Annotated in this window: 25 protein-coding genes; 13 read left to right on the top strand and 12 right to left on the bottom strand. The window is 39.4% G+C overall.

Annotation, left to right across the window (positions count from 1 at the left end; translation table 11 throughout):
* Window positions 1-76: 76 nt before the first annotated feature.
* Both E4K67_RS12620 and tatA read left to right on the top strand, forming a co-directional pair.
* Window positions 77-904, top strand: a complete 828-nt coding sequence (locus E4K67_RS12620; protein ID WP_135547225.1) for an SDH family Clp fold serine proteinase — start codon at window positions 77-79, stop codon at window positions 902-904.
* A gap of 149 nt (window positions 905-1,053) precedes the next feature.
* Entirely contained in the window at window positions 1,054-1,248 is a 195-nt protein-coding gene (gene tatA, locus E4K67_RS12615; protein ID WP_135547223.1) for a twin-arginine translocase TatA/TatE family subunit, read from the top strand.
* A gap of 78 nt (window positions 1,249-1,326) precedes the next feature.
* Here the strand turns inward: tatA and E4K67_RS12610 are convergent, their stop codons facing one another.
* Window positions 1,327-1,596, bottom strand: a complete 270-nt coding sequence (locus E4K67_RS12610; protein WP_135547221.1) for a spore coat protein — start codon at window positions 1,594-1,596, stop codon at window positions 1,327-1,329.
* Between the two features lie 21 nt (window positions 1,597-1,617).
* Window positions 1,618-1,824: a hypothetical protein gene (locus E4K67_RS12605; protein ID WP_135547219.1), complete on the bottom strand. Its 207-nt coding sequence runs from the start codon at window positions 1,822-1,824 to the stop codon at window positions 1,618-1,620.
* 288 nt (window positions 1,825-2,112) lie between these two features.
* On the opposite strand from E4K67_RS12605, the gene E4K67_RS12600 reads away from it, so the two are divergent.
* Window positions 2,113-3,183: a tetraprenyl-beta-curcumene synthase family protein gene (locus E4K67_RS12600; protein WP_135547217.1), complete on the top strand. Its 1,071-nt coding sequence runs from the start codon at window positions 2,113-2,115 to the stop codon at window positions 3,181-3,183.
* Here E4K67_RS12600 and E4K67_RS12595 read toward each other — a convergent pair.
* Window positions 3,180-4,172, bottom strand: a complete 993-nt coding sequence (locus tag E4K67_RS12595) for a polyprenyl synthetase family protein (RefSeq protein ID WP_135547215.1) — start codon at window positions 4,170-4,172, stop codon at window positions 3,180-3,182. The genes E4K67_RS12600 and E4K67_RS12595 overlap by 4 nt on opposite strands.
* 187 nt (window positions 4,173-4,359) lie before the next feature.
* On the opposite strand from E4K67_RS12595, the gene E4K67_RS12590 reads away from it, so the two are divergent.
* Window positions 4,360-4,569, top strand: coding sequence for a hypothetical protein (locus E4K67_RS12590; protein ID WP_135547213.1), 210 nt, complete (start codon window positions 4,360-4,362; stop codon window positions 4,567-4,569).
* 87 nt (window positions 4,570-4,656) lie between these two features.
* On the opposite strand, the gene E4K67_RS12585 is transcribed toward E4K67_RS12590, so the two are convergent.
* Window positions 4,657-5,913, bottom strand: a complete 1,257-nt coding sequence (locus tag E4K67_RS12585; protein ID WP_135547211.1) for an MFS transporter — start codon at window positions 5,911-5,913, stop codon at window positions 4,657-4,659.
* Window positions 5,914-6,556: 643 nt separating this feature from the next.
* Here E4K67_RS12585 and E4K67_RS12580 point away from each other — a divergent pair.
* Complete coding sequence (locus tag E4K67_RS12580; RefSeq protein ID WP_135547209.1) at window positions 6,557-7,204, top strand: carbonic anhydrase; 648 nt, start codon at window positions 6,557-6,559, stop codon at window positions 7,202-7,204.
* A 207-nt stretch (window positions 7,205-7,411) separates the two neighbouring features.
* Entirely contained in the window at window positions 7,412-8,575 is a 1,164-nt protein-coding gene (locus E4K67_RS12575; protein ID WP_135547207.1) for a pyridoxal-phosphate-dependent aminotransferase family protein, read from the top strand.
* A gap of 396 nt (window positions 8,576-8,971) precedes the next feature.
* Here E4K67_RS12575 and E4K67_RS12570 read toward each other — a convergent pair whose 3' ends face one another.
* Both E4K67_RS12570 and E4K67_RS12565 read right to left on the bottom strand, forming a co-directional pair.
* On the bottom strand, window positions 8,972-9,292 hold the full coding sequence (locus E4K67_RS12570) for a hypothetical protein (RefSeq protein ID WP_135547205.1): 321 nt from the start codon (window positions 9,290-9,292) through the stop codon (window positions 8,972-8,974).
* A gap of 228 nt (window positions 9,293-9,520) precedes the next feature.
* Window positions 9,521-9,730, bottom strand: a complete 210-nt coding sequence (locus tag E4K67_RS12565) for a hypothetical protein (RefSeq protein ID WP_135547203.1) — start codon at window positions 9,728-9,730, stop codon at window positions 9,521-9,523.
* 69 nt (window positions 9,731-9,799) lie between these two features.
* Between E4K67_RS12565 and E4K67_RS31525 the strand changes: the two genes are divergently transcribed.
* Window positions 9,800-10,042, top strand: coding sequence for a hypothetical protein (locus tag E4K67_RS31525; RefSeq protein ID WP_158408468.1), 243 nt, complete (start codon window positions 9,800-9,802; stop codon window positions 10,040-10,042).
* A gap of 312 nt (window positions 10,043-10,354) precedes the next feature.
* Here E4K67_RS31525 and E4K67_RS12555 read toward each other — a convergent pair whose 3' ends face one another.
* From E4K67_RS12555 to E4K67_RS31520, 3 genes are all read right to left on the bottom strand, one after another.
* Complete coding sequence (locus E4K67_RS12555; protein WP_135547201.1) at window positions 10,355-10,954, bottom strand: 50S ribosomal protein L25; 600 nt, start codon at window positions 10,952-10,954, stop codon at window positions 10,355-10,357.
* Window positions 10,955-11,167: 213 nt separating this feature from the next.
* A complete protein-coding gene (locus tag E4K67_RS12550) occupies window positions 11,168-12,952 on the bottom strand; it encodes an L-lactate permease (protein WP_135547200.1) in 1,785 nt (594 codons plus the stop codon).
* 263 nt (window positions 12,953-13,215) lie between these two features.
* Window positions 13,216-14,205 (bottom strand): acyltransferase family protein, encoded by a 990-nt coding sequence (locus E4K67_RS31520; RefSeq protein WP_135547198.1) that lies wholly within the window; start codon window positions 14,203-14,205, stop codon window positions 13,216-13,218.
* A 147-nt stretch (window positions 14,206-14,352) separates the two neighbouring features.
* Between E4K67_RS31520 and E4K67_RS12540 the strand changes: the two genes are divergently transcribed.
* The 3 genes from E4K67_RS12540 (at window position 14,353) to E4K67_RS12535 (ending at window position 16,324) form a co-directional block, all read left to right on the top strand.
* Window positions 14,353-14,919 carry a flavodoxin family protein gene (locus tag E4K67_RS12540; protein ID WP_135547873.1) on the top strand — a complete coding sequence of 189 codons (567 nt, stop codon included), beginning with the start codon at window positions 14,353-14,355 and terminating at the stop codon, window positions 14,917-14,919.
* Between the two features lie 390 nt (window positions 14,920-15,309).
* Window positions 15,310-15,453: a hypothetical protein gene (locus E4K67_RS30120; RefSeq protein WP_199242534.1), complete on the top strand. Its 144-nt coding sequence runs from the start codon at window positions 15,310-15,312 to the stop codon at window positions 15,451-15,453.
* A 322-nt stretch (window positions 15,454-15,775) separates the two neighbouring features.
* Window positions 15,776-16,324 carry a pyruvate kinase alpha/beta domain-containing protein gene (locus E4K67_RS12535; RefSeq protein WP_135547196.1) on the top strand — a complete coding sequence of 183 codons (549 nt, stop codon included), beginning with the start codon at window positions 15,776-15,778 and terminating at the stop codon, window positions 16,322-16,324.
* A gap of 29 nt (window positions 16,325-16,353) precedes the next feature.
* Here the strand turns inward: E4K67_RS12535 and E4K67_RS12530 are convergent, their stop codons facing one another.
* The 3 genes from E4K67_RS12530 to E4K67_RS12520 all read right to left on the bottom strand — a co-directional run bounded on the left by E4K67_RS12530 (window position 16,354) and on the right by E4K67_RS12520 (window position 18,749).
* Window positions 16,354-17,274, bottom strand: a complete 921-nt coding sequence (locus E4K67_RS12530) for a cation diffusion facilitator family transporter (protein ID WP_135547194.1) — start codon at window positions 17,272-17,274, stop codon at window positions 16,354-16,356.
* Between the two features lie 98 nt (window positions 17,275-17,372).
* Window positions 17,373-18,374 carry a permease gene (locus tag E4K67_RS12525; protein WP_135547192.1) on the bottom strand — a complete coding sequence of 334 codons (1,002 nt, stop codon included), beginning with the start codon at window positions 18,372-18,374 and terminating at the stop codon, window positions 17,373-17,375.
* Window positions 18,375-18,398: 24 nt separating this feature from the next.
* On the bottom strand, window positions 18,399-18,749 hold the full coding sequence (locus E4K67_RS12520; RefSeq protein WP_135547190.1) for an ArsR/SmtB family transcription factor: 351 nt from the start codon (window positions 18,747-18,749) through the stop codon (window positions 18,399-18,401).
* A 203-nt stretch (window positions 18,750-18,952) separates the two neighbouring features.
* Between E4K67_RS12520 and E4K67_RS12515 the strand changes: the two genes are divergently transcribed.
* The 3 genes from E4K67_RS12515 to wrbA all read left to right on the top strand — a co-directional run bounded on the left by E4K67_RS12515 (window position 18,953) and on the right by wrbA (window position 20,676).
* Window positions 18,953-19,216 (top strand): HEAT repeat domain-containing protein, encoded by a 264-nt coding sequence (locus E4K67_RS12515; protein ID WP_243454444.1) that lies wholly within the window; start codon window positions 18,953-18,955, stop codon window positions 19,214-19,216.
* 62 nt (window positions 19,217-19,278) lie between these two features.
* Window positions 19,279-19,905, top strand: a complete 627-nt coding sequence (locus tag E4K67_RS12510; protein ID WP_135547188.1) for a DUF3786 domain-containing protein — start codon at window positions 19,279-19,281, stop codon at window positions 19,903-19,905.
* 159 nt (window positions 19,906-20,064) lie between these two features.
* On the top strand, window positions 20,065-20,676 hold the full coding sequence (gene wrbA, locus E4K67_RS12505) for an NAD(P)H:quinone oxidoreductase (protein WP_135547186.1): 612 nt from the start codon (window positions 20,065-20,067) through the stop codon (window positions 20,674-20,676).
* Window positions 20,677-20,935: the final 259 nt, after the last annotated feature.

Genomic DNA, 20,935 nt, shown 5'->3' with positions numbered 1-20,935 from the left:
AAGGGTTCCCCATTTACTCACCATAAAACAAATATGGAATATTATGGGATGTAAGGATTAGACTGGGGGGCTTGATTTGAATCCAGAGGAACGAGTTAACTTAATTGAGCGATTAGAACAACTGAGGAATTCTAAAGTTTTAGTTTATTTTTCCTATACACCTCTAGATGACACAATTTTAGTCCCTCTCTATAAACAATTGAAGGACATTGGTCATACTAAAAAAATTGATCTGGTTTTGCACAGCTATGGGGGAGCGGTGGATACCCCCTATAAAGTCGTTACACTGATCCGAGAGTTTTGCGATGAGTTCTCAGTTATTGTTCCGTTTGTTGCTAAATCCGCGGCCTCAATGCTTGTGCTTGGAGCCGATGAAGTTGTCATGGGACCGATCTCAGAACTTGGCCCTATCGATCCCCTAGTCAAGCATCCAGTCTATAAAGACATATTGGTACCCGTTCAAGCAGTGTGGCATTGTTTAGATTACTTGCAACGCTCCATTATCAACAGCTCAGATCCCGAAATTACGTCCTTTATGGTAACTCCTCTACTCGACAAGCTTGATCCGTGGCTTATCGGAGATTACGAAAAGACCATAAAGGCATCCCAACAATATGCTGAAATGTTATTAACTCGCTATATGTTAAAAAATGACCTAGGACGGGTACCGAACGTAACTAGAACGTTAACTGAAGGGTATTTTTCCCATGGTTATCCGATTGGTCGGCGTGAGGCGAAAGACTTAGGGCTTAAAGTGACTGAAGCCAATGGCGAATTATGGGATGTAATCTGGAAACTATATCTTGGCTACGAAGAACTATTCAAGGAAAAAGAAAAGGAAGCGGAAGCAACTTATAAAGCCTCTGAGGTTTATAGGAGTACCCTTAAAGAGACTTGCTTCTAAGCAGTCTTTTTAATTTTCCAGAAAAAATATGTTGCGTGTTGTGCTCCAATACGATACGATAAGTCTGTACTTGTCTTACTATCTAATAAAGGAGTTATACCATCAGAGTATGATTAGGTAGTTACAATAAATGGAGGTGGACTAACTTTATGCTAACTACGTTTGGATTTGTTACGCCCATGACAGCAGGGATAATTCTTGTCATTGCCTTGGTTATTTTTGGACCAGGAAAGTTGCCAGAGTTGGGAAAGGCAATGGGTAAAGGTATAAAAGAATTTAAATCTGCCACTGAGGGCGACGAGAAAAAAGAAGACGTCAAGGTTGAGAAGATAGAAAAAGAATAGTGAATAAAAATTAAAGATACGGGACCAATTTGGTCCCGTATCTTTTTGCAGCGTCGTTAAGCGAAGAGTCCACTTAAGTTAAACCTGTAACGAATTAAATTTGTCCTTAGCTTTTTGAACTTCTTGGGCCTCGGCATCACTAGTAGGATACCAGCCTTTTTGGTTCATAATATTATAAAGGTTTTCATGAATACTATGTTCTTCGTTGAGAATGGTTTTCAGGTTCTGTCTTAAATTAGCACAAGTCGATTCTGAAATGAACGTATTCACAGTGGAAGTAGTATGTTTTTCGCTTGTCAGCAAGTCTGTTAAAATATCTTGCTCTGACATTGTGGTTTGAGTATTCAATTCTCATCCCGTCCTTTCTTTTTATTGATGCGAATTTAAATAATTGAGTAGGGTATCATAGTGATTGCGATGTTGTTTAGATATGTTTGAAAGTTCTGTGCTAATCGTTTGATCTTGGACCGATTGTGCGGCTTGAGCAAACTTATGGACAAGCAATGCTTCAGATCCGAGTTGATCATTCAAAATGGCCAAATTTCTAGCAGTTAGTTCTGGTTTTGATGTGTTCATGATAATTCTCCTCTCGGTACAATTTAACACATAATTAGAATGCACAAAACACGTAGAAATATGTGTGTACAATAAAGGAAAGAAAATACATTCTTTGAGATAGAGCTTAAAATAGGTGCCATGCCATGGGATGAAAAGAAGTGTTGTTTGGCAACACTATTTTCAAAGAGTGAACAGGGAACGCCGACTTAATGGCTTAAAAGTTTATAGAGCACCGTCGGAGTACGGGGTACCACTCCATACCTTTAGAAGTGGGAGTCTCACGATTTGATGAAGGAGAAACAATTAATGAATACATCAGCTGTTAACCCAATGAATCGCGTCAGTTTAATTTATCAATATGTATCCCGAATTTTTCCGAACGTAAAACAAGAACTAAGCATATGGCGGCGGAAAGCTTCGCAGTGTCCTGATTCCAGCTTGCGTCAGCAAGCTTTTGAGAGCATTCAAACAAAAACATTTCACTGCCAAGGGGGAAGTATCTATGCTCTCTATCCTGGCGTGAATCGAGTTGAAGCAGTTCGATTTATTGTTGCTTATCAAACAATGTGTGATTATCTTGATAATTTGGTCGATAGTCTAGAAGTTCAGGATGAATTGGCGTTTGCTCAGTTGCATCTGGCCGTGCAAGAAGCCTTAGATCCTAATGTATCCAGATCTGATTATTATTTGTATTATCCTTATCGAGAGGACGGAGGATATCTAGAACTATTGGTCACAACCTGTCAAGAAAGCCTTAAAATTCTACCGTCTTACAAACTAGTTCAAGAAGAAGCCATTACGTTGGCGAAATTCTATTCCCACTTACAGACCTACAAGCACTTGGCAGTGGAAGAACGGGAAGCGAAAATGTTAAACTGGATTACCCCATACTTAACGGATTATCCTGAGATAACTGCGTGGGAATTTGCCGCTGCAACGGGGTCAACCTTGGGGGTTTTTTGTCTTTATGCCGTTGCCTACGATCCCCAATTGACGGAAAGGAAAGGGCGTAAGATTAGGAAGACCTACTTTCCGTGGATATGTGGAACCCATATATTACTGGATTATTTCATTGATTTACGTGAAGATAGAGAGACGAAGCAGTTGAATTTTGTGGCGTATTACGAACATACTGAGATGATTAGTAGACGCCTACAACTGTTTGTGAAAAATTCTTTAGAACAAACAGCGCAATTGGATTATCCAAAGTTCCATCATGCGGCTGTCCAAGGGCTTTTAGCCATGTATCTGTCCGATGAAAAGAGTATGGACCGAGATATTCGGTCCATTACTAAGAAACTGTTAAGACATGGTGGACTGGGAGTTAACCTACTCTACTGGGTATGTCGCCAATTGCGAAAGATGAAGGCTCTCTAAGTTGTACGTTGTAAGATAGAATCTGCCAAATCTATAAGGGTTTTGCGATAAGGAGTTCTAGGTATTTTATTCAAGCTTGCTTTGGCGTTACAAATACAGGTAGTGGCGGTTGCATAGGCTTGATCTAGGCATCCTGAGGAAACAAGGGCCTCTTTGATGCTGTAAATACCTTGACGTGTTAGCTTTCGTGTTTTTAGGATTTCTTTGAGCCAGTTTCCATAGATTGGGTTATCCATGAGATAAAGGAACGGAAGAGTAATGTTTCCATTCATGAGATCGGTACCTACGGGTTTGCCAAGAGAGTCCGCATCACCACTGATATCTAAAATATCATCGGTGATTTGATATGCGTAGCCAATGTTTAGTCCATATTCTTGCATCTGGGTCAATTCCTCCGCAGAGGCCCCTGCTAGGATGGCCCCTGATTGACAGCAGGCAGTCAGAAGCTTACCTGTCTTCTTGGTAATCCGTTGAAAATACTGTTCATGACTAATAGAACTCGAGAACTGCTCATTCGCCTGATTGACTTCTCCCTCACACATAGCTTGAATTGCTTCGACAAGGTAGGTCATACTGGAAAGTAATTGATGAGTAGAAAGAATGCGGAAGGCTTCCGCAAAGAGGTAATCCCCTGTCAAAATGGCTGCATGATCTCCATAGAGGGAGTTTACAGTTGGTTTTCCACGCCGCGTAGCTGATTTATCGATAACGTCGTCATGAATGAGTGACGCCATGTGAATAAGTTCGGCCGCGACGGCTGCCTGGATCATCGATGGATTTAGCGGAGCAAAACACATACCCCCATATAGAGTTAGGAGTGGTCGAATTCTTTTGCCACCAGATTGTAACAAACTAAGACAGGTTTGTTGAATAAGACCATCGGCTTTGCTGAGTACGACTTGTAACTTATCCTCAACAAATAGCAGTTCAGGAAATTGAAGCGTGGAAATTGACGTGTCCGTGGTGTTATGAAGTTGTTGTATGCTCATAGCATCAGCCTCTACCCTCTATCAAATTATCAAAAGCTTTTTATATTATGTCTTAAAGGGGCAGATAGGATACCTAAAGTGTAAAAAACTTAAGATTGAGTAGAAATTAGTTTACTGGGGAATCTAAAAACGTCCAAACTTCAATTTTAGCTAACGATGGAATACGAGATACTAGGAGGCGATGTCAATGAGTAATGAGAATGACAAAGAACATGCTTCTCAATTAAATCGACAGCCATGGGAACCAGCAGGGGTCGTGAGTGTTGTTAATGATGACACAACGCCAGATTACGGTAATAATGGACAGAAGAATGCTAAAGGCGGGTTACTTACTCTTGAGGTAGATGAGGTTTTTCATAATAAAGGGATAATGGAAGGTACGCAACAAAAGGATTAGTTAAAAATCAAAGTATTTGACAAAAGGAAACTGGTTCGTGTCTTGAATTCGACACGAGCCAGTTTCTTAATCATCAATTGAAGGAGTTCACGAAGGTTGTGGTTTATTTGTCGCTTGTCTAAGCTTGAAGAATAAACTTACTAAGGCGATTAAAACGATGGTCATGACACCACTTAACAAAAAGGCCGTGTTAGCTCCAAACATATCCGTTGTTAGGCCGGCAAACATGTTTCCTATCGGAGATGCTCCTGCAAAAACTAAGGAATATACGCTCATGACTCTTCCCCTGTATTCATCTTTTGAAGTGATCTGTAAGGTTGAATTTGCAGTCGTGCTAAACCAGATATTGAATATTCCAGTAATGACTAACAAAATTGCTGTATAATAATATGTTCTTGTGAAACTAATTAATATTAAGGTTAGGGAGACGATAATTGAACTTCTGAGCAGAATTTTCATATTAGGCCCAGATTTGCTATTAATTGAAACCATTAAAGCTCCAATTAATGATCCTACCCCTAAAGCGGACATTAACAAGCCATAGATTTTGGCCTCCTGATGAAGAATGTTTTTAGCAAAGACTGGTATTAGAATGTTAAAATTGAAGACAAAAATCCCAATTATTAAAACCATGACAATTGTTTGCAGTAGTGCTGGTTCTTTTGCTATATATTTTAATCCATCCTTTATTTCTTTGATCATATTGTTATCTGAAATTTTCTTTCTTACATAGGGTGTCACTTCTACTTTAAGCAAACTAACGATTACGGCCATAAAGCTGAATCCGTTTAATAAGAAGCACCAAGCAGCGCCAAAAGATGCCATAATTAAGGCACCTATTGCAGGACCTACTATTCGGGCTAAATTAAAGGTGGCCGAATTCAAGGCAATCGCGTTCATTAAATCATTTTTACCTGCCAGTTCTATCGTAAAAGCTTGTCTTGCAGGCATATCAAGGGTATTCGAGAAACCTAAAATTAATGCTAAGATTAGAATATACTCATAACTAACGGTATGTGTGAAGACTAGTGCAGATAAGGTAAAGGCTAAAATCATCGAAGTAAATTGAGTAATTAAGATTATTTGTTTCTTGGGGTATCGATCAATAAGAACACCAGCGAATAATGAAAAGATAGTGATCGGTAAAAATTGAACCGCTCCTAAAATACCTAAAAGGAGTGGCGATCCAGTTAGAGAAAGTACAAGCCATGTTTGCCCGATACTCTGCGCCCATGTTCCGATTAAAGAAACGCATTGCCCTAACCAATAAATCCTAAAATTCTCATGGGTTAATGCCGGAAAATTTGTGCTAACTACTTGTTTAGAATATTTGAAGATATTCATTAGTAACCTCTATTTCATCCAATCATAAGATTTCCACTTCTACAAGTGGGAGTGGGTGTTTCTTTTGGTTCAAATCTAGTCGAACAAGTTCACCAAAAAGGTGCTGTATATATAAATGTCTTTCAAATAATTATATCACAGACTGCTTAACTGTTTAAAATGTATCTCAACCTGAAGAATACACCGATCAAAGTATAATTCTTTGTAATATTAAAAAAGTTATTAATAAAAGTATGTTGCAATAAAGTATTATTTTTGTAATTGTAAATTATCATAATGCTTAACTTGTGGAAAGAATGCAGAATGCCCATTTCTAGGACATTTCTAGCTGTTGTAAAATTCGCTAAGATAAAAAAACGATAATTCCAAGAATCTTACATATGATAAATTAATAATTGCCATATTGACTTTAAATTATCAGGATGCTACTCTTCATGTAGGAGACTTTACGTCTGGGTTCGGGTTTTAACATGCGTGGAAGGCTTTAAGTGAAAAAACACACTTTGTTTTACTTTGCAAAGTCAGAAAGTATAAGTGCTCAACTTAGGCAACCACCGGAGAAATTTTCTTTAAAACTGATAAATCCATTGAGTTTGTTGAACAATAGATGAGACTGAAAGCACCGAAAAAATGGAGGTAGCTTATGGATTATTTAAAGGCTGGGCTAATAAAATTTCGAACACAAGACTATGAGGAACATAAGAACTTATTTTGTCGATTGAAACGGCATCAAGAGCCTCATACTTTGTTCATCACCTGTTCGGATTCGCGTGTGGTGCCACAACTGATCACGAAGTCGCTACCAGGGGAACTGTTCGTTGTTAGAAATATCGCCAACATTATTCCGAAATATCAGGAATCACATGAGTGCGACTCGAGGACTTCAGCGACGACGTCAGCGATTGAGTATGCAGTCAAGATATTAAAAGTAAAAAGTATCATTATTTGTGGACACTCTAACTGTGGAGGTTGTTCCGCAATCCATTTGCCAGATGAAGTTCTTGATGAAATACCTGCTACTAAGAAATGGTTAGAGTTATCTGAGAATGTTAAAACAAGAGTACTGGATGAAATGAAAGCTACTGGTAAAACTAAGGATCTAGACTATAGGGAATGGCTAACCGAGCAAATGAACATTGTTGAGCAGATCAAGCATTTGTTAACGTATCCTTATATTGTCGAACAGTTGAACAGAAAAGAAATCGAAATTATTGGCATGTATTACACCATTGAAACGGGAGAGGTCTTTATTTACGACTCTCATAAAGGATCCTTCGAATTAGCGAACTAATGATGAGCCTGGTTAAAAGCTATTACCTATCTGGTGATGGCTTTTGTTTTTTGTTTAGAATTGTATACATACCCAAATGCAAAAATAAAGCAGGAAATAGAAGATTAAAAGAGAAACTTAATTAATTGGTCGTTATAATACTATTATTTAAGCGGAGATCAGGGAATACTGGAAATGGTTGGTGCTAAAAAAGGAAGGGGTAAAATCATGCCTAATAGGGAAATGCTACTCATCCCAGGGCCTACACCCGTTGTGGATGAAATTTATGCAGCTTTATCGAGTGAAACTTATGCTCACACAGATCCTCGGTTCGTAAAGATCTTCAAGAACAGCCTTGAATTAACCAAGAAGTTATTTCACACTGAGGGGGAAGTCTTCGTAATTTCTGGCTCAGGAACACTGGCTATGGAAATTGCGCTTATTAATACTGTTGCTCCCGGGGAGAAATTACTGGTCATAAGCCATGGCTATTTCGGTGACCGCTTTATCCCGCTGGCAAAAGCGTTTGGCATTCAAGTGGAAACTCTTCAAGCGGAGTGGGGACAGCATATCAAAAAGGAGTTAGTCGAAGAAAAATTGGCTGAGGGAGGCTTTAAGGCTGTAACAGTCACCCATGTTGACACATCGACTGGCGTAATGGCTCATTTGGAAGACCTAGTTCCTGTCGTTAAAAAAGCTGGAGCGCTCTTTATTCTTGATGGAGTTTGTGCAGCTGCTGCAACCGAGGAGGATATGCAGAAAACTTACGGCCACCCTGATTACAAGTTAGACGTGGTGTTCACTGGCTCTCAGAAAGCAATTGGAGTTCCTCCGGGACTGGCAATTTTAGCATTTGGGCCAAAGGCATTGGCTGCCCGCGAAGCCATGCCCAGCGTCTTAGGATATTATACGGATATTAAAAATTGGGTCTCAATAATGAATGATCCAGGTAAATATTATGCAACTCCTCCTGTGAACATGATTTATGCCTTTAATAAAGGTATGGAGATCGTCATGGCGGAAGGGTTGACTACTCGTTATCGTCGCCACCACGCCCTAGGAAGAGCTGTAAGAGCTGGCTTGGGGGTTTATGGAATGAAGCCCCTAGCCTCTGAGGAAGTCGCAGCACCTACCTTAAGCTGTATTCTCTATCCAGAGGGCGTGAACGATGCAGAGTTCCGCTCCCGGTTAGCGGCCAAGGGCATGGTGATTGCCGGGTCCTTAGCGTCTTTAGCAGGGAAGGCTTTTCGAATCGGTCATATGGGGAATGTAACCGAAGAGATGTTTGTTAAAGCCATTGAACTAGTGGGTGAGACTTTGAAGGAGATGGGAACAGACGCTAACATTGGGGAAGCCGTCGATAAGTTTAAAGAGATCTATCACTCTGCGTAGTGAAACAAAGCGTGATAAAGGAGTAACTGTGATGGTTACTCCTTTATCACGCTCATTATAACTCATTAGGAATAAAGGGAGAATTACTTGGGGTGTTAATAGATCGAGGCTTAAACATGACTCTTGATGACTTACGGAGGATTCTGTCAGAAAAGCAGACTACACCATTGGAATAGTCCAACAGTGTAGTCTGAAAAACCTTAAATATTTTGAAAACCAGGTGAAATTTATTTCGGCTTCTTTGGTTGCTTTGGCTTTTTTGTTTCCTTCTTGTTAGGAGTTTTACCGCCCATTTTTCCTCACTCCTTTCTTTTTTCTCAAACCTAAAGAAACCATCAATTATTTGAAATGCTCTAGAGAACCGACCACCCATAAGCGATCGGTTCTCTAGAATAGTTAAATCTTTGAATTTTCCTTTTTCATGTATTCAGCAACAGCGGTTGATTGCATTTCTTCCCAGCCTTGGAATTTAGTTGTTTTCTTCAGAAATTCATCAAAGGATTCGCCTAGAAGTGCCAAGAATTCCTCGAAGCTGTTTACATTGAATTTACCAACGACAAGCAGCTCGCCAAAATTAGCAAAGTCTGTGTAAGTCGTCATAAAAGCAGGTGTAAATAGATCCTTAAAGCTTACCATACTCATAGCTTTCTCGGATTTCTCAGCCTTTTCCATGTTTTCAGCTAAGTGCTCCAAGTCAGATGGGTTTATATCAGACAAAATATTCACCACCTTTCTGTAACGGTCAGTTTGCATATTCCAGCGAAGGAATTTGACTAGTGGACTCGTTTAACTAAGGTTGAACATCGAGGCTATGGGGAGGTCCCACTCCCACTTGTAGAAGGGAGCCTCACGCTTGGATTAGAGGATTAGCTTCTACGTGTCAGAACAACCAAGCTATATTATATTATATTGAAAAGTATTGTAAAGCTAATTGGGTAAGGACGCTTATTCAGCGTCCTTCTTAAAAGTTTCTTCATCATCATTCCAAAACACACCACCCGGTTTTAAGGCCTCGTTACTAAGTATTTCCATTTCCCCTTCGCGGAGTGCAGTGTCAAAGAATTGTTCAATCGTAATACCTAATTTATCACATACATAGGTAAGACGTTGACGTTTTTGATCCGAGACTGGAATAACTAGATATTGTATCTTCAAATTACATCACCTCTATATAGTATTCATTCGTGAGATAACTAGAAAACCCTGCTAAGTGAATGAAAATGTGTGATAAAATTTAGCAATAGGGGAGAACCCTTAGGGGATCTACAGGAAGCTAGTCATCATGGGATAATCTTCGTTTTCGATGACACCACCCGCAATAGAATTAAGACCACTAGGGAGGTCAGAAATCATTTTGGCAGAGTTCCGGGACGCGCAGTCCCATATGTCTTAGCGGTTGCCCCTGCGATTGAAGGGTACAAAAGTATTGGACATGGAAGGGGATCTAGTGATCTCTGGCTTGATTAATATGCAAAGAGGTGGGGGCGACGTCAAGGAGGGCACTCTAGAGAGCCTACAGGACGCTAACAGGTGCCTATTAAGAGAAGGCACACCCGCTTTTTTGTCTACAACGATGTCCAGCGTCCAGAACAACTGAAAAAGTGCGTCAAAATGTAACTACACACGGATTTAAGCGTGCTCACGGACATTAAACTATACTAAAAAGGAATAAGGCCCCCAATTTAGTGGGTATAACTTACTCTTTTCATATATTTTAAGCTATTATGAAAGCAGGAGCCCCTTCAAACACGAAGGGGCTCCTGCTGATTATTACTTAGTTTAAGCTTCAGGTGTTTTAGTTGGAGTTTCCACTGCAACTACTGTTTCTGGTTCTACAACCAATTCAGGTAGAGGCGTAATAATTCCATAGATTTCGTTTTCGCTCTCGGTAATTGTAAGCTGTTTGTCTAAATTGAAACTCGCTGAAGTGATTGTATCTCCCAGTACCATAGCTGATACGTCAACAACAAATGATTCAGGCATTAAGACAGCTTTTCCCGTAACCTCAATCTCGGATTTATATACTTGAAGTAGTACATTATCCAAATTATCTCGACCTTCAAAGATAACAGGGATTATCATTTTGACCTCGTGGTCTTGTGAGACAAGGAATACATCTATGTGAATGACTTTCGCTGTGACAGAATCTCTTTGAACTTCCTTAATAAATCCGAATTTCCTGTTGCCACCAAAGTCTACCCATACTTTAGCATTCCAGCCATGTGCAGCAATAACTTTTTTCAGAACTGCTGTGTCAAATTGAACGGAAATTGCATCTGTAACACTATCGCCATAAAGCACGCCTGGTGTAAAGCCAGCTGCTCTACATAGCTTAGGTTGCATAGTCCTTTCGACTGCGGCTAAAATAGTTTCTTCCATTAAGAACTCACTCCTTTATTATGCTTATAAAGCCATATCTATCGCTGATATAGTCAGCATCAAGATATAGTATATCATGAAATTAGAGTAAATAGCAATTTATGCAGAAATTTGTAATATTTAGGGGAGCACAAAATACAAGAATTCGCAAAAAAGGCTCCTCAATTCACAAGTGTGAATTGAGGAGCCTTTTGAATTTGTACTATTAAAAGCTTATTTTGAACTAGGAAGCTTTGCAAGTCTCCCTTTATTGGTTGCAATAATATAGATTACAGTGCCCCAAATCAATGCAGCAATAATCGTTCCGGCATTGAAGAACCCTCTTTGCGAGGTATAGAGAATGGAATAACCGATCGCACCTGGGAGCAAAGCGTAATAGACGAAGGGAAGCAATGTTTTACGAATAACATAGCCTTCTTTTCCCAGGAGACCTACGACAGCTGCAGCGGCAACAACGTTGTGGACGCAGATGATGTTACCAGCCGCACCCCCAATAGCTTGAAGGGCCACAATCCAAGTCGGATCAACTCCAATACGTTCTCCTACACCGAATTGGAACAAGGAGAACATCATGTTGGAAACGGTGTTACTTCCGGCTACGAAAGCCCCAAGACCACCGATTAAAGGAGCGAAGAACGGCCATGCAGATCCAGCTAAGCCAGCTGCGGCTTCAGCGAGGACAATCGGCATTTTGCCGAAACCGGCTGCGCCACCTTGTGTGTTCATGAACACTTGGACCATAGGGACGGTGAAGATGAGAGCTGAACCCGCACCAAGCATCGTCATGGCTGAGCCTTTCCATGCTCTGGCATAAGCGGTCCCATCCATTTTATGCATGAAGAATGTAATAAGGGAGACTGCGATAAAGATTGTACCAGGTAGAAATAGAGGCTGGAAGGAAGCCGTGATACCAGTCCCGAAAATTTTAGGCCAGCTAACAGTCCAGCTCTTGAGCCAACCTGAGAAGGGTAAGAAGCTGAGGCGAGAGAGGACCAGGAATAAACCAACGAGAACATATGGCATCCAAGCCATAAGGCCGCTCATCTTAGTCTTAGCGGAAATATCCTTAATATGAATGGTGCCAGTCCAAGAGGGATCCCAATTTTCTTTAGGTTCAAAATCCCAAGCTACTCCTTTAGGCATGAGGAAGCCGTTTTTAGCAGCAGTAACAACAATTGCAAGACCTGTTAGTCCACCGAATATGGAAGGGAACTCGGGTCCGAGGAATCTGGCTGTGATTAGGTAAGGAATAGTCATTGAGAACGCGGAAAACAGTGCAAACTTCCAAATCTGGAGGCCTTCACTAAAGGATCTGTTTTTACCAAAGTAACGGGTCATGAAAGATACAACAATGAGGGGAATTAAAGCACCAGTCGCAAAATGAAGGAAAGCAACCTTAGTTGCGACGGCAACTCCAATGAATGTATTCCAGTCGGTAAAGCCTAAAGATAAGGCATAAGCTTGTAATTCAGGAGTTTTGAGTCCTGTGCTGACTCCTACGAGCATTGGTGTTCCAACCGCTCCGAAGGAAACGGGGGTACTCTGAATCATCATTCCAGCAACAACAGCAGCCATAGCTGGGAAGCCAAGACCAACCATCAAAGGAACTGCAACGGCAGCAGGGGTACCAAAACCTGATGCACCTTCAATAAAGGAACCAAAGAGCCAAGCCACAATGATAACTTGAATTCGTCGATCCGGGGTAATTCCAGTGAAGCCTCTTCGAATGGCTTGGATTGCTCCACTTTCTTGTAGCGTGTTTAATAGTAGAATAGCGCCGAAAATAATATACATAAGTGTTCCAGCAGTAATAACTCCATTAATAGTTGCGGCACCTACTTGAGCGCCAGGAACTTTCCAAACAAAAAGTGCGAGTACAACGGCTGTGACAAATGAGAGCGGCATGGCTTTACTTGCGGGCCACCTCAGCCCTACAAGGAAAACTCCCACAACTGCGATGGGGAGAAGAGAAAGAATTGCTAATAATCCTGTACTCATTTAGAAACCTCCTCATTGTTTTTTTGTAGATAAAATGAATGCTTATCCTTTTTTGAACAAAGTTTAAATGATCACCTCTTCCTTGATAAGAACTATGATGTCTGAATAGAGGGAATTGTTACAACACTTGTCATAACGGTATAATGGACTACTGATCAGACCGCCTGAGGCAATATTATACTAAAGACAGTATATTTACAATAATTGAGTTTATTTTCACAAATAAAAAAAATCAATATAATGCATATTATTCCGAAAATAATCTATACTTTGGGATAATTGTATAATTTATCAAGGCTAATTATATATAGTGGTTTTAATATATAGTTGAAAAAACTGGTCGATAATAAATAGGTGATGGCAAATCCGATAATAATTAATGAAACCTTTTTATAGTCCTCGTTAAAATAGGTGTAGAAATTATGACCTACCATTAATTTAATGAGGAATCCATGGAGTAAATACACATTGAGTGTTTTCGATCCAAATACTGTAAAGAAAGTTGTCCTTGATGGAACAATATAAAGAATGAAGATAGAGATAATGGTAGTTATTGCATAAAGCAAAAGCCTATACACGCCCGCATACCAAATAGTTAGGTTCATAGAGGTGTAAGAATAACTTCCATACAGAAGCCGAAGATCGATGTTGTCGCTAAGATTATACACGCCAATAGAAACGCCAATTAAGCCAAGTATTGAAATGATCGTTCTGGGCTTAATTGGCATTAAATTGAAAAACCAATCCTTATTAAACTTGTATCCTATGAGGAAGAAAGGGAAAAAGTAGATTGTTCGTGATAGGCTGAAAAAATATGAAACACTATTATCGTATCCAGCTAATATTCCAATGAGAATAGCCACTATGATCGAATATCGAAACTGGAACATTGGCACGACTAGCTGCCACATTAAAAGTGATAGCAAATACCACATTATCCAGTAGGGCGTGAAAAATGAAAGGGTGATGAATATATTCCCTAGCACATAGCGTGTAAAGAGAAAATATAATAATTGAAATACAATATAGGGAATCGCAACATTTTGTAAGAGCTTCGTTGGGGAGTATCTTTTGCTGAAATAACCAGTTACAAATGAAAAAAGCGGCATATGAAACAAATAAATCAGGATATACAAAAATTGTATAGTACCTGAAGACGTCATCGGTTCAATGGTATGACCTATAACAACAAGTGCGATCAATAGAAATTTTAAATTATCAAAATAGCTGTCGCGTTCTTTGATTGTATTCATAATTAAAACTCCTTAGAATATAATAATTATTACAGTATACCAATTAGGAAGAGGTGTGTAAATAATGAAGAGAGGTTTGCTTCCATGGACATGATTTTCCTGATACAATATTAAAATACTTAAATTGAGATGGATAAAGGATTGATAATGTTGAAGGTAATGATTTTTACAAGTAGTCCAAACACTGATGGTTTGACAGCCGCCTGTGGTAACTCTGCCAAAACGGGAGCAGAAGAGGCCGGTGCACAAGTCATTATGGTGAACCTCAATCGGCAAAAGATCAGTAGCTGCCATGCCTGTGGTAACGGATGGGGAACGTGCCGTAACGAACATGAATGTCAAGTTCAAGATGACTTTCAAACGTTACATGGATCCATGGCGGAGGTGGATGCCTTTGTTCTAATAACGCCAGTTTATTGGGGCGAAATGAGTGAATCAGCGAAGGCTTTTTCTGACCGGGTAAGGCGCTGTGAGGCCTTAAAAAAGGAAAAGACTTTATTTGAAGGAAAACCATTTATAGCCGTGGCTGCAGCAGGCGGTAGCGGCAATGGCTTAACTACATGTCTTACATCGATGGAGAGATTCTTAACCCATGTCAAAGCCGATAAGTTTGATCTGATTGGGATTACGCAAAGAAATAGAGAATATAAACTTGATACGCTTCAGAAAGCTGCGAAAGAATTGGTAGCACTATCGAATCGAAAGAGCAAATAATCTATAACAGTGTGTGAACTTCATTGAAAAGTGAAAAAGTCAACGACAAGCAGGTCGTTGACTTTTTTTATTATATTTTTATTCAATTGTGAGACTCCCATTTCTACAAGTAGAAGTGGTACCTCATACTCCACCGAAGACCGAGGTTCAAACTTTAGTTGAAAAGAGTTCACCTTACATAAAGGTTATGGTAAATACTTGTCGAATCGGTAATGGATTGAATAAATATACCTATCAAAGAGGGTGATTAAAGAAGATAAGTAGTAACGAGAATACTCATTTTCTAATTAATTGAATATCGTTTAAAAGAGGGAGTTAATTCGTATCCATTCGTGTTTTGGGCTTTCTTACCCGTGTCGAGCTATTTTAGAATTAGCAGGAGGGGATGAAATGTCGCTAAGAAATGAGTATAGTCATAAGCCACTGATAGAATTGAAGGAGAGAGAAAACAGAGAACACATTTTCGACATGCTTGGAACTATCAGCGCGGCAATTATTGTCATCGTTTTTGTGATTGCCAAATTGCAAAACTAATCTCAATTTCAGAATGTGATTTAATTCTTACAACGCTTATCCATTGGCTGAGCGTTGTATTTTCTATAATTACTTTCTATAATTACAAAGAGGTATTTTCAAATATTCTGCAGAATTAAGTGGAAAGATAAAATGAACTCGTATTAGTTCATTTTGAGCCCTGAGTCGTTTAGCGGGGAGTTTCTGGCGAATTTTTCAGATATTAGAAACGTCTTGGAATCCAGCAAATGCCTGAGAATGAGGCGTTCATCTGATTTTTCAACGGATGAATTAGACAGTGAAAATAAGGGCAATTATTTTTTAAGAAAGTGTGGTAAAAACTATGTATTTTGATTCAGTAGGTAAGATAAATACCAATGAAACTGCAACTTTAGCGATGAACGCCGCTTTAGAAAAAAATATTCGATACATTGTTGTAGCTTCTTCGATGGGAGATACAGCTAAACTATTACAAAATTCAAACAGCATCAATATTATTTGCGTTACCCATGCAAATGGTTATCCAGAACCAGGTAAAAATGAAATGTCCCAAGAAACACGAGAAGAACTTACGGATTTAGGAATAAAGGTATTAACAACCACTCATGTTCTTAGCGGAGCGGAGAGAGGGATTAGTAAAGCCTTTAGTGGAGCATATCCAGTTGAAATAATAGCACATTCTTTGAGAATGTTTGGGCAAGGAACCAAAGTATGTGTTGAAGTATCAATCATGGCGCTGGACGCTGGATTAATACCCTATGGAGAACCAATTATCGCAGTAGGAGGTTCAGGTAAAGGTGCCGATACAGCGGTAATAATAACTCCGTCACATGCAAGTACTGTATTGGAAACTAAAATTCATGAAATAATATGTAAGCCTAATCGTTATTAATGAACCCATCCCTTTCAATTCTTGTAACTCTATAAGTTGAAAATATTTTTATCAGGGCATTTATCGACTTCTGCTTGAAGTGTTATATGATTGATATCGTGTTGATTTTTTAGATAGTATTCAATTTTATCATAAATTGATTCAGTCTCGGATAATGGCATATCCTCCATTTCGATATGTGCTTCGAAATAGATTGTTTTTTCGTTACTCATCCAACAATGAACATGGTGAATATTGTTGACCTTATCAATCCCTTCAATGTCCGTTTTTATTGTTTCGTAGTCAAGTGAAGGGGAGGACTGCATGAGAATATCTACAGTCTTTATGATAACTTGCCATGTCGCCTTTAAAATATAAAGAGATATTAAAATAGTTATAAGAGGGTCAATCCAGACAATCCCCCATCTTTTTATCGCAATACCACCAGCAACTACCCCAACTGATGAAACCGTGTCACTCAGAAGATGAAGATAGCTGGACTTTATATTCAAGTTCTCATGCGAATCTTTTTCAAGCAGATAAACAGATATGAAATTAGCGATAAGACCAATCAGTGCAACGGTTATCATCAGTGTGCCATTGATGCTTTCGGGCGATTTTAACCGTTTGAATGCTTCAAAGATCAACACTATAGAGATTGCTAATAGAACGGCTGAGTTTATAAAGGCAGATAAAATCTCAGCTCGTTTATACCCAAATGTTTTCCTTGCATCCTTTGGTTTTTGGGCAATCTTATTTGCATAATAAGAAAGAGCAATGGCGACAGTATCACTTAAATTATGGACAGCATCAGATAATAAGGCCAAGCTACCGGAAAGTATTCCTCCGGCTATTTCGGCGACGGTGATGGTTGCATTCAGTAATGTTACCCAGAATATTTTCCTACCTGACAAGCTGGAAACATCGTGAGTATGGCCCCCCTCAATATGTTCATGTTTGTATTCAGACATCACTCTTCACCCACTTCTCTTTTAATCCAATCGTGAGACTTTGCTGAAATACATGATTTTGCAATGTTAACCGCTATGAACTGTGTTTAGTATAGAAGTTACATGAGCATGTATCCAAAAGCATTAAAAGCATACCCGATAATTAGTATTCCAATAGTTACCAGGCTGGCAAATATGACAAGCAATTTTGTTTTAACTACTTTTTTTAACATAATCATCGAGGGAAGAGATAAGGCTGTCACTGCCATCATAAAAGAAAGTGCTGTGCCTACTCCAACACCCTTTAATACTAAGGCTTCAGCAATCGGAAGTGTTCCGAAAATATCCGCATACATTGGTACGCCTACCATAGTTGCCAAGAGTACAGAATACCATTTATCTTGTCCAAGTACAGCAGAAATCACGTTTTCTGGTATCCAGTTATGGATTGCAGCGCCAATACCTACACCAATTAAAATATACACCCAAACCTTTTTAATAATTTCGAGTACTTGCTCTTTTCCATAGTAAACTCGATCTTTTGTGGTTAAGTCTTCTTCTACGTCCATTATCGTATTATTATAAACAAAGGGTTCAACATATTTTTCTAGGTTTGCCTTGCTAATGATCGTGCCCCCGACAACAGCAAGAACAAGTCCCACAATAACGTAAGCAATCGCAATTTTCCAATTGAATATGCTAGCAAGTAAAATAACAGATGCTAAATCAACGAGTGGGGAAGATATTAGGAATGAGAAGGTGACTCCGATTGGAAGTCCTGCACTTGTAAAGCCTATAAATAACGGTATAGAGGAACATGAGCAAAAAGGAGTTATAGTTCCCAGTAATGCTGCTAAGATATTGGCAGTTATACCGTTAAATCTGCCTAAAATTTTTCGTGTCCTCTCGGGAGGAAAGAAGCTTTGAACATAGGAAATAATAAAAATGAGTATGGATAACAATAAAAATATTTTCACAACATCGTATATGAAAAAGTGAATACTTCCTCCCAATCTTTCCTGAACATTTAGTCCTAATACCTGCTCGACTAAAATTTTAACCATATTGGACAGCCATTCCATTTTCAGTAACTGATTATTTAACCATTCAAATATAAACAAAAGAACATCTCCTTAGTTCTGCACTTAGTCGCAATTGACACAACATTGATTCAGATATTTTTCTTTGTCAACAGCCCGATTCTTATCTGAGATTAATTGAGGATAATCAACAAGGCTATCTAAAATGTTCTTTACTGTGTTTGTCAAGATGAGGTTTTCGGATGTTAAGGTGTAGAAGACAAATTTCTCGTTTCTTCTGCCAAAGACTAAATTCATATCTCTAAGCTTTGACAAATTTTTAGAAACTGTTGGCTGAGGGACATCCAGGATGCCGCTGAGTTGACAAACACAAAGTTCCTGCTGCGATAAGAGAATAATAATCCTTAGTCTGGTTTCATCAGATAGCAGTTTGAAAATATTAACCAAATTATACATAGCTGAGTCCTTTCTAACATGAAATATAATCTACTCACATACTCACATGCCAATATGGGAATATGAGTATGTGAGTAGATTACACCAGATGAGTTCATTAGTCAAGGTGTAAAATCTCTAACCTTTATATTCAATTGTCCCCACGTAGAACTAATTCATATGCTAGGATTTTTACTGAATTTTATGCGACAAGAATTCAGCCAATGATGTACAATTATATAAAAGAGAAGAAATACTTTCAAAGGAATGCCGCCATTGCTCTTTGGAATCTAGGCGACTCGGCAAATGTTTCCGATCTGGCAACTGCTATGAAGGATACTGAAGAATTGGTACGTGGTTATGCCGCATGGGCTTTAGGTAAGATCGGCGGCAGATCAGCCAAACAAATTCTTGAGGAGAACATGAGCAGGGAAACATCGGAATCGGTCAAAACAGAGATTCGAGAAGCTCTACAGAAAATGATATAGCAGACTATATGCAAAGGATTCACTCTGAAATTTCTGCAAACTAGATGGGTGGAGGGAGAGAAATGGAGACTAATTACCGAATTGCCTATGATAAATACTGGCAGGATTTAAAAAGAAAGGTGCCCGAAGAAATTGCAACACAGCTTGCAGTGACCTACAGTAGCGACACTCGTCAATTCGTCGTGACGTTCTTTAACTCAGAGTATATTTTGGATTGCAATAATGAAATGATCTACAGGAAAACAGACGGACATGTGCCTGAAATAAACGCGTGTATTATAATGCTTAATTATCTGACTTACGCACAATCTCCCCAAGAAACGGCCAAAAAATGGGTCAGCCTTAAAGAAATCCCGAACGGTGGAATGTTGTTTTACCCTGCGTTTCATAAGAATTCGATCGAAGGCCTCATCAAGGCATTTGGACATCAGTCCAAACAATTATTGGCTAGTGGCTCTGTTCTGAGCGGTCAACCGGCATCTCTTGGAGACGCATCCGTTATCTTCCAGGCATTTCCCGAAATTCCCCTCTGTGTGGTTGTTTGGGAAGGAGATGAAGAAGTTCGAGCCAATGCCACCATCCTTTTCGAGCCTTCCATAGAACATCTGTTGCATATTGAGAGTGCTATTGGTCTAGGCATGTATCTTGCGAGCAAATTGATGCGAGCAATTGCCGAGAAAGGAGAATGAATATACTTCAAGTAAAAAATGATTATTAAATAAAGAAGGATATAAATAAACCGAAGAAGAATTTAATTCAAATAGGAATGTTATAATAGAAATAGGCCATAAACTATGATTTGCTAGATTACTTATTAACCGTTACACATAAACGAGAGGAGATTAAGCATGGAAAAGGTTAAATGCGCAGTCATTTATTACAGCATGACAGGAATTAATTATCAGTTGGCTCAGTGGGCCGCAGAGTCTGCAAAAGTAGCAGGGGCAGACGTTCGTCTACTCAAGGTGCGTGAATTGGCTCCCGAATCGGCTATTAACAACAATCCGGCTTGGAAGGCAAATACAGAAGCAACAAAAGACATTAAGGAAGCGGGTTCAGATGATCTCGATTGGGCGGATGCTATTGTTTTCAGTGTCCCAACACGCTTTGGGAATATAGCGGCACAGATGAAACAGTTCATTGACCTCCAAGGTGGTTTGTGGGCACAAGGAAAACTGATGAATAAGGTTGTTAGCGGCATGTCCTCAGCTCAGAATCCTCATGGCGGTCAGGAAGCAACGATTAAGAGCTTATATACTTCGATGATGCATTGGGGCGCCATCATTGTGTCTCCAGGATATACCGACCCTTCTATTTTTAAGGCAGGTGGCAATCCTTATGGAACCTCAGTCACTCAAGGCCAAGATGGCAAAATGGTAGAAGACGTAAAAGATGCTGTATTTCACCAAGCGAAAAGAACGGTAGAAGTTGCAATGTGGTTGAAAAAAGGTAAAGTATAGGTTGTTCCTAAAAAAAGCTCCAAGAAGGTCCGCTAGGTGCAGGCTTTCTTGGAGCTTTTTTGTACTAGTCAGAAAGTATAACTTTCAATTATATACTTCTGGAAGCATAAGTGCAACTAAGGCGATCGCCGGCGCCTGAAGGCTTGGCGCTAGCCAAGTTTTCTTTATGTCTAGCTCCAGCGTTTTTAGTATTAATCCAAATCGTGAGACTCTCACTTCTATAAGTAGGAGTGGTACCCATCCTTGAAGATAAGGCCTT

It is taken from the genome of Desulfosporosinus fructosivorans (assembly GCF_004766045.1).
Lineage (GTDB): Bacteria > Bacillota > Desulfitobacteriia > Desulfitobacteriales > Desulfitobacteriaceae > Desulfosporosinus > Desulfosporosinus fructosivorans.
Note: the sequence above shows the minus strand (reverse complement) of the source record. Positions and strands in the feature narration are given on the sequence as shown.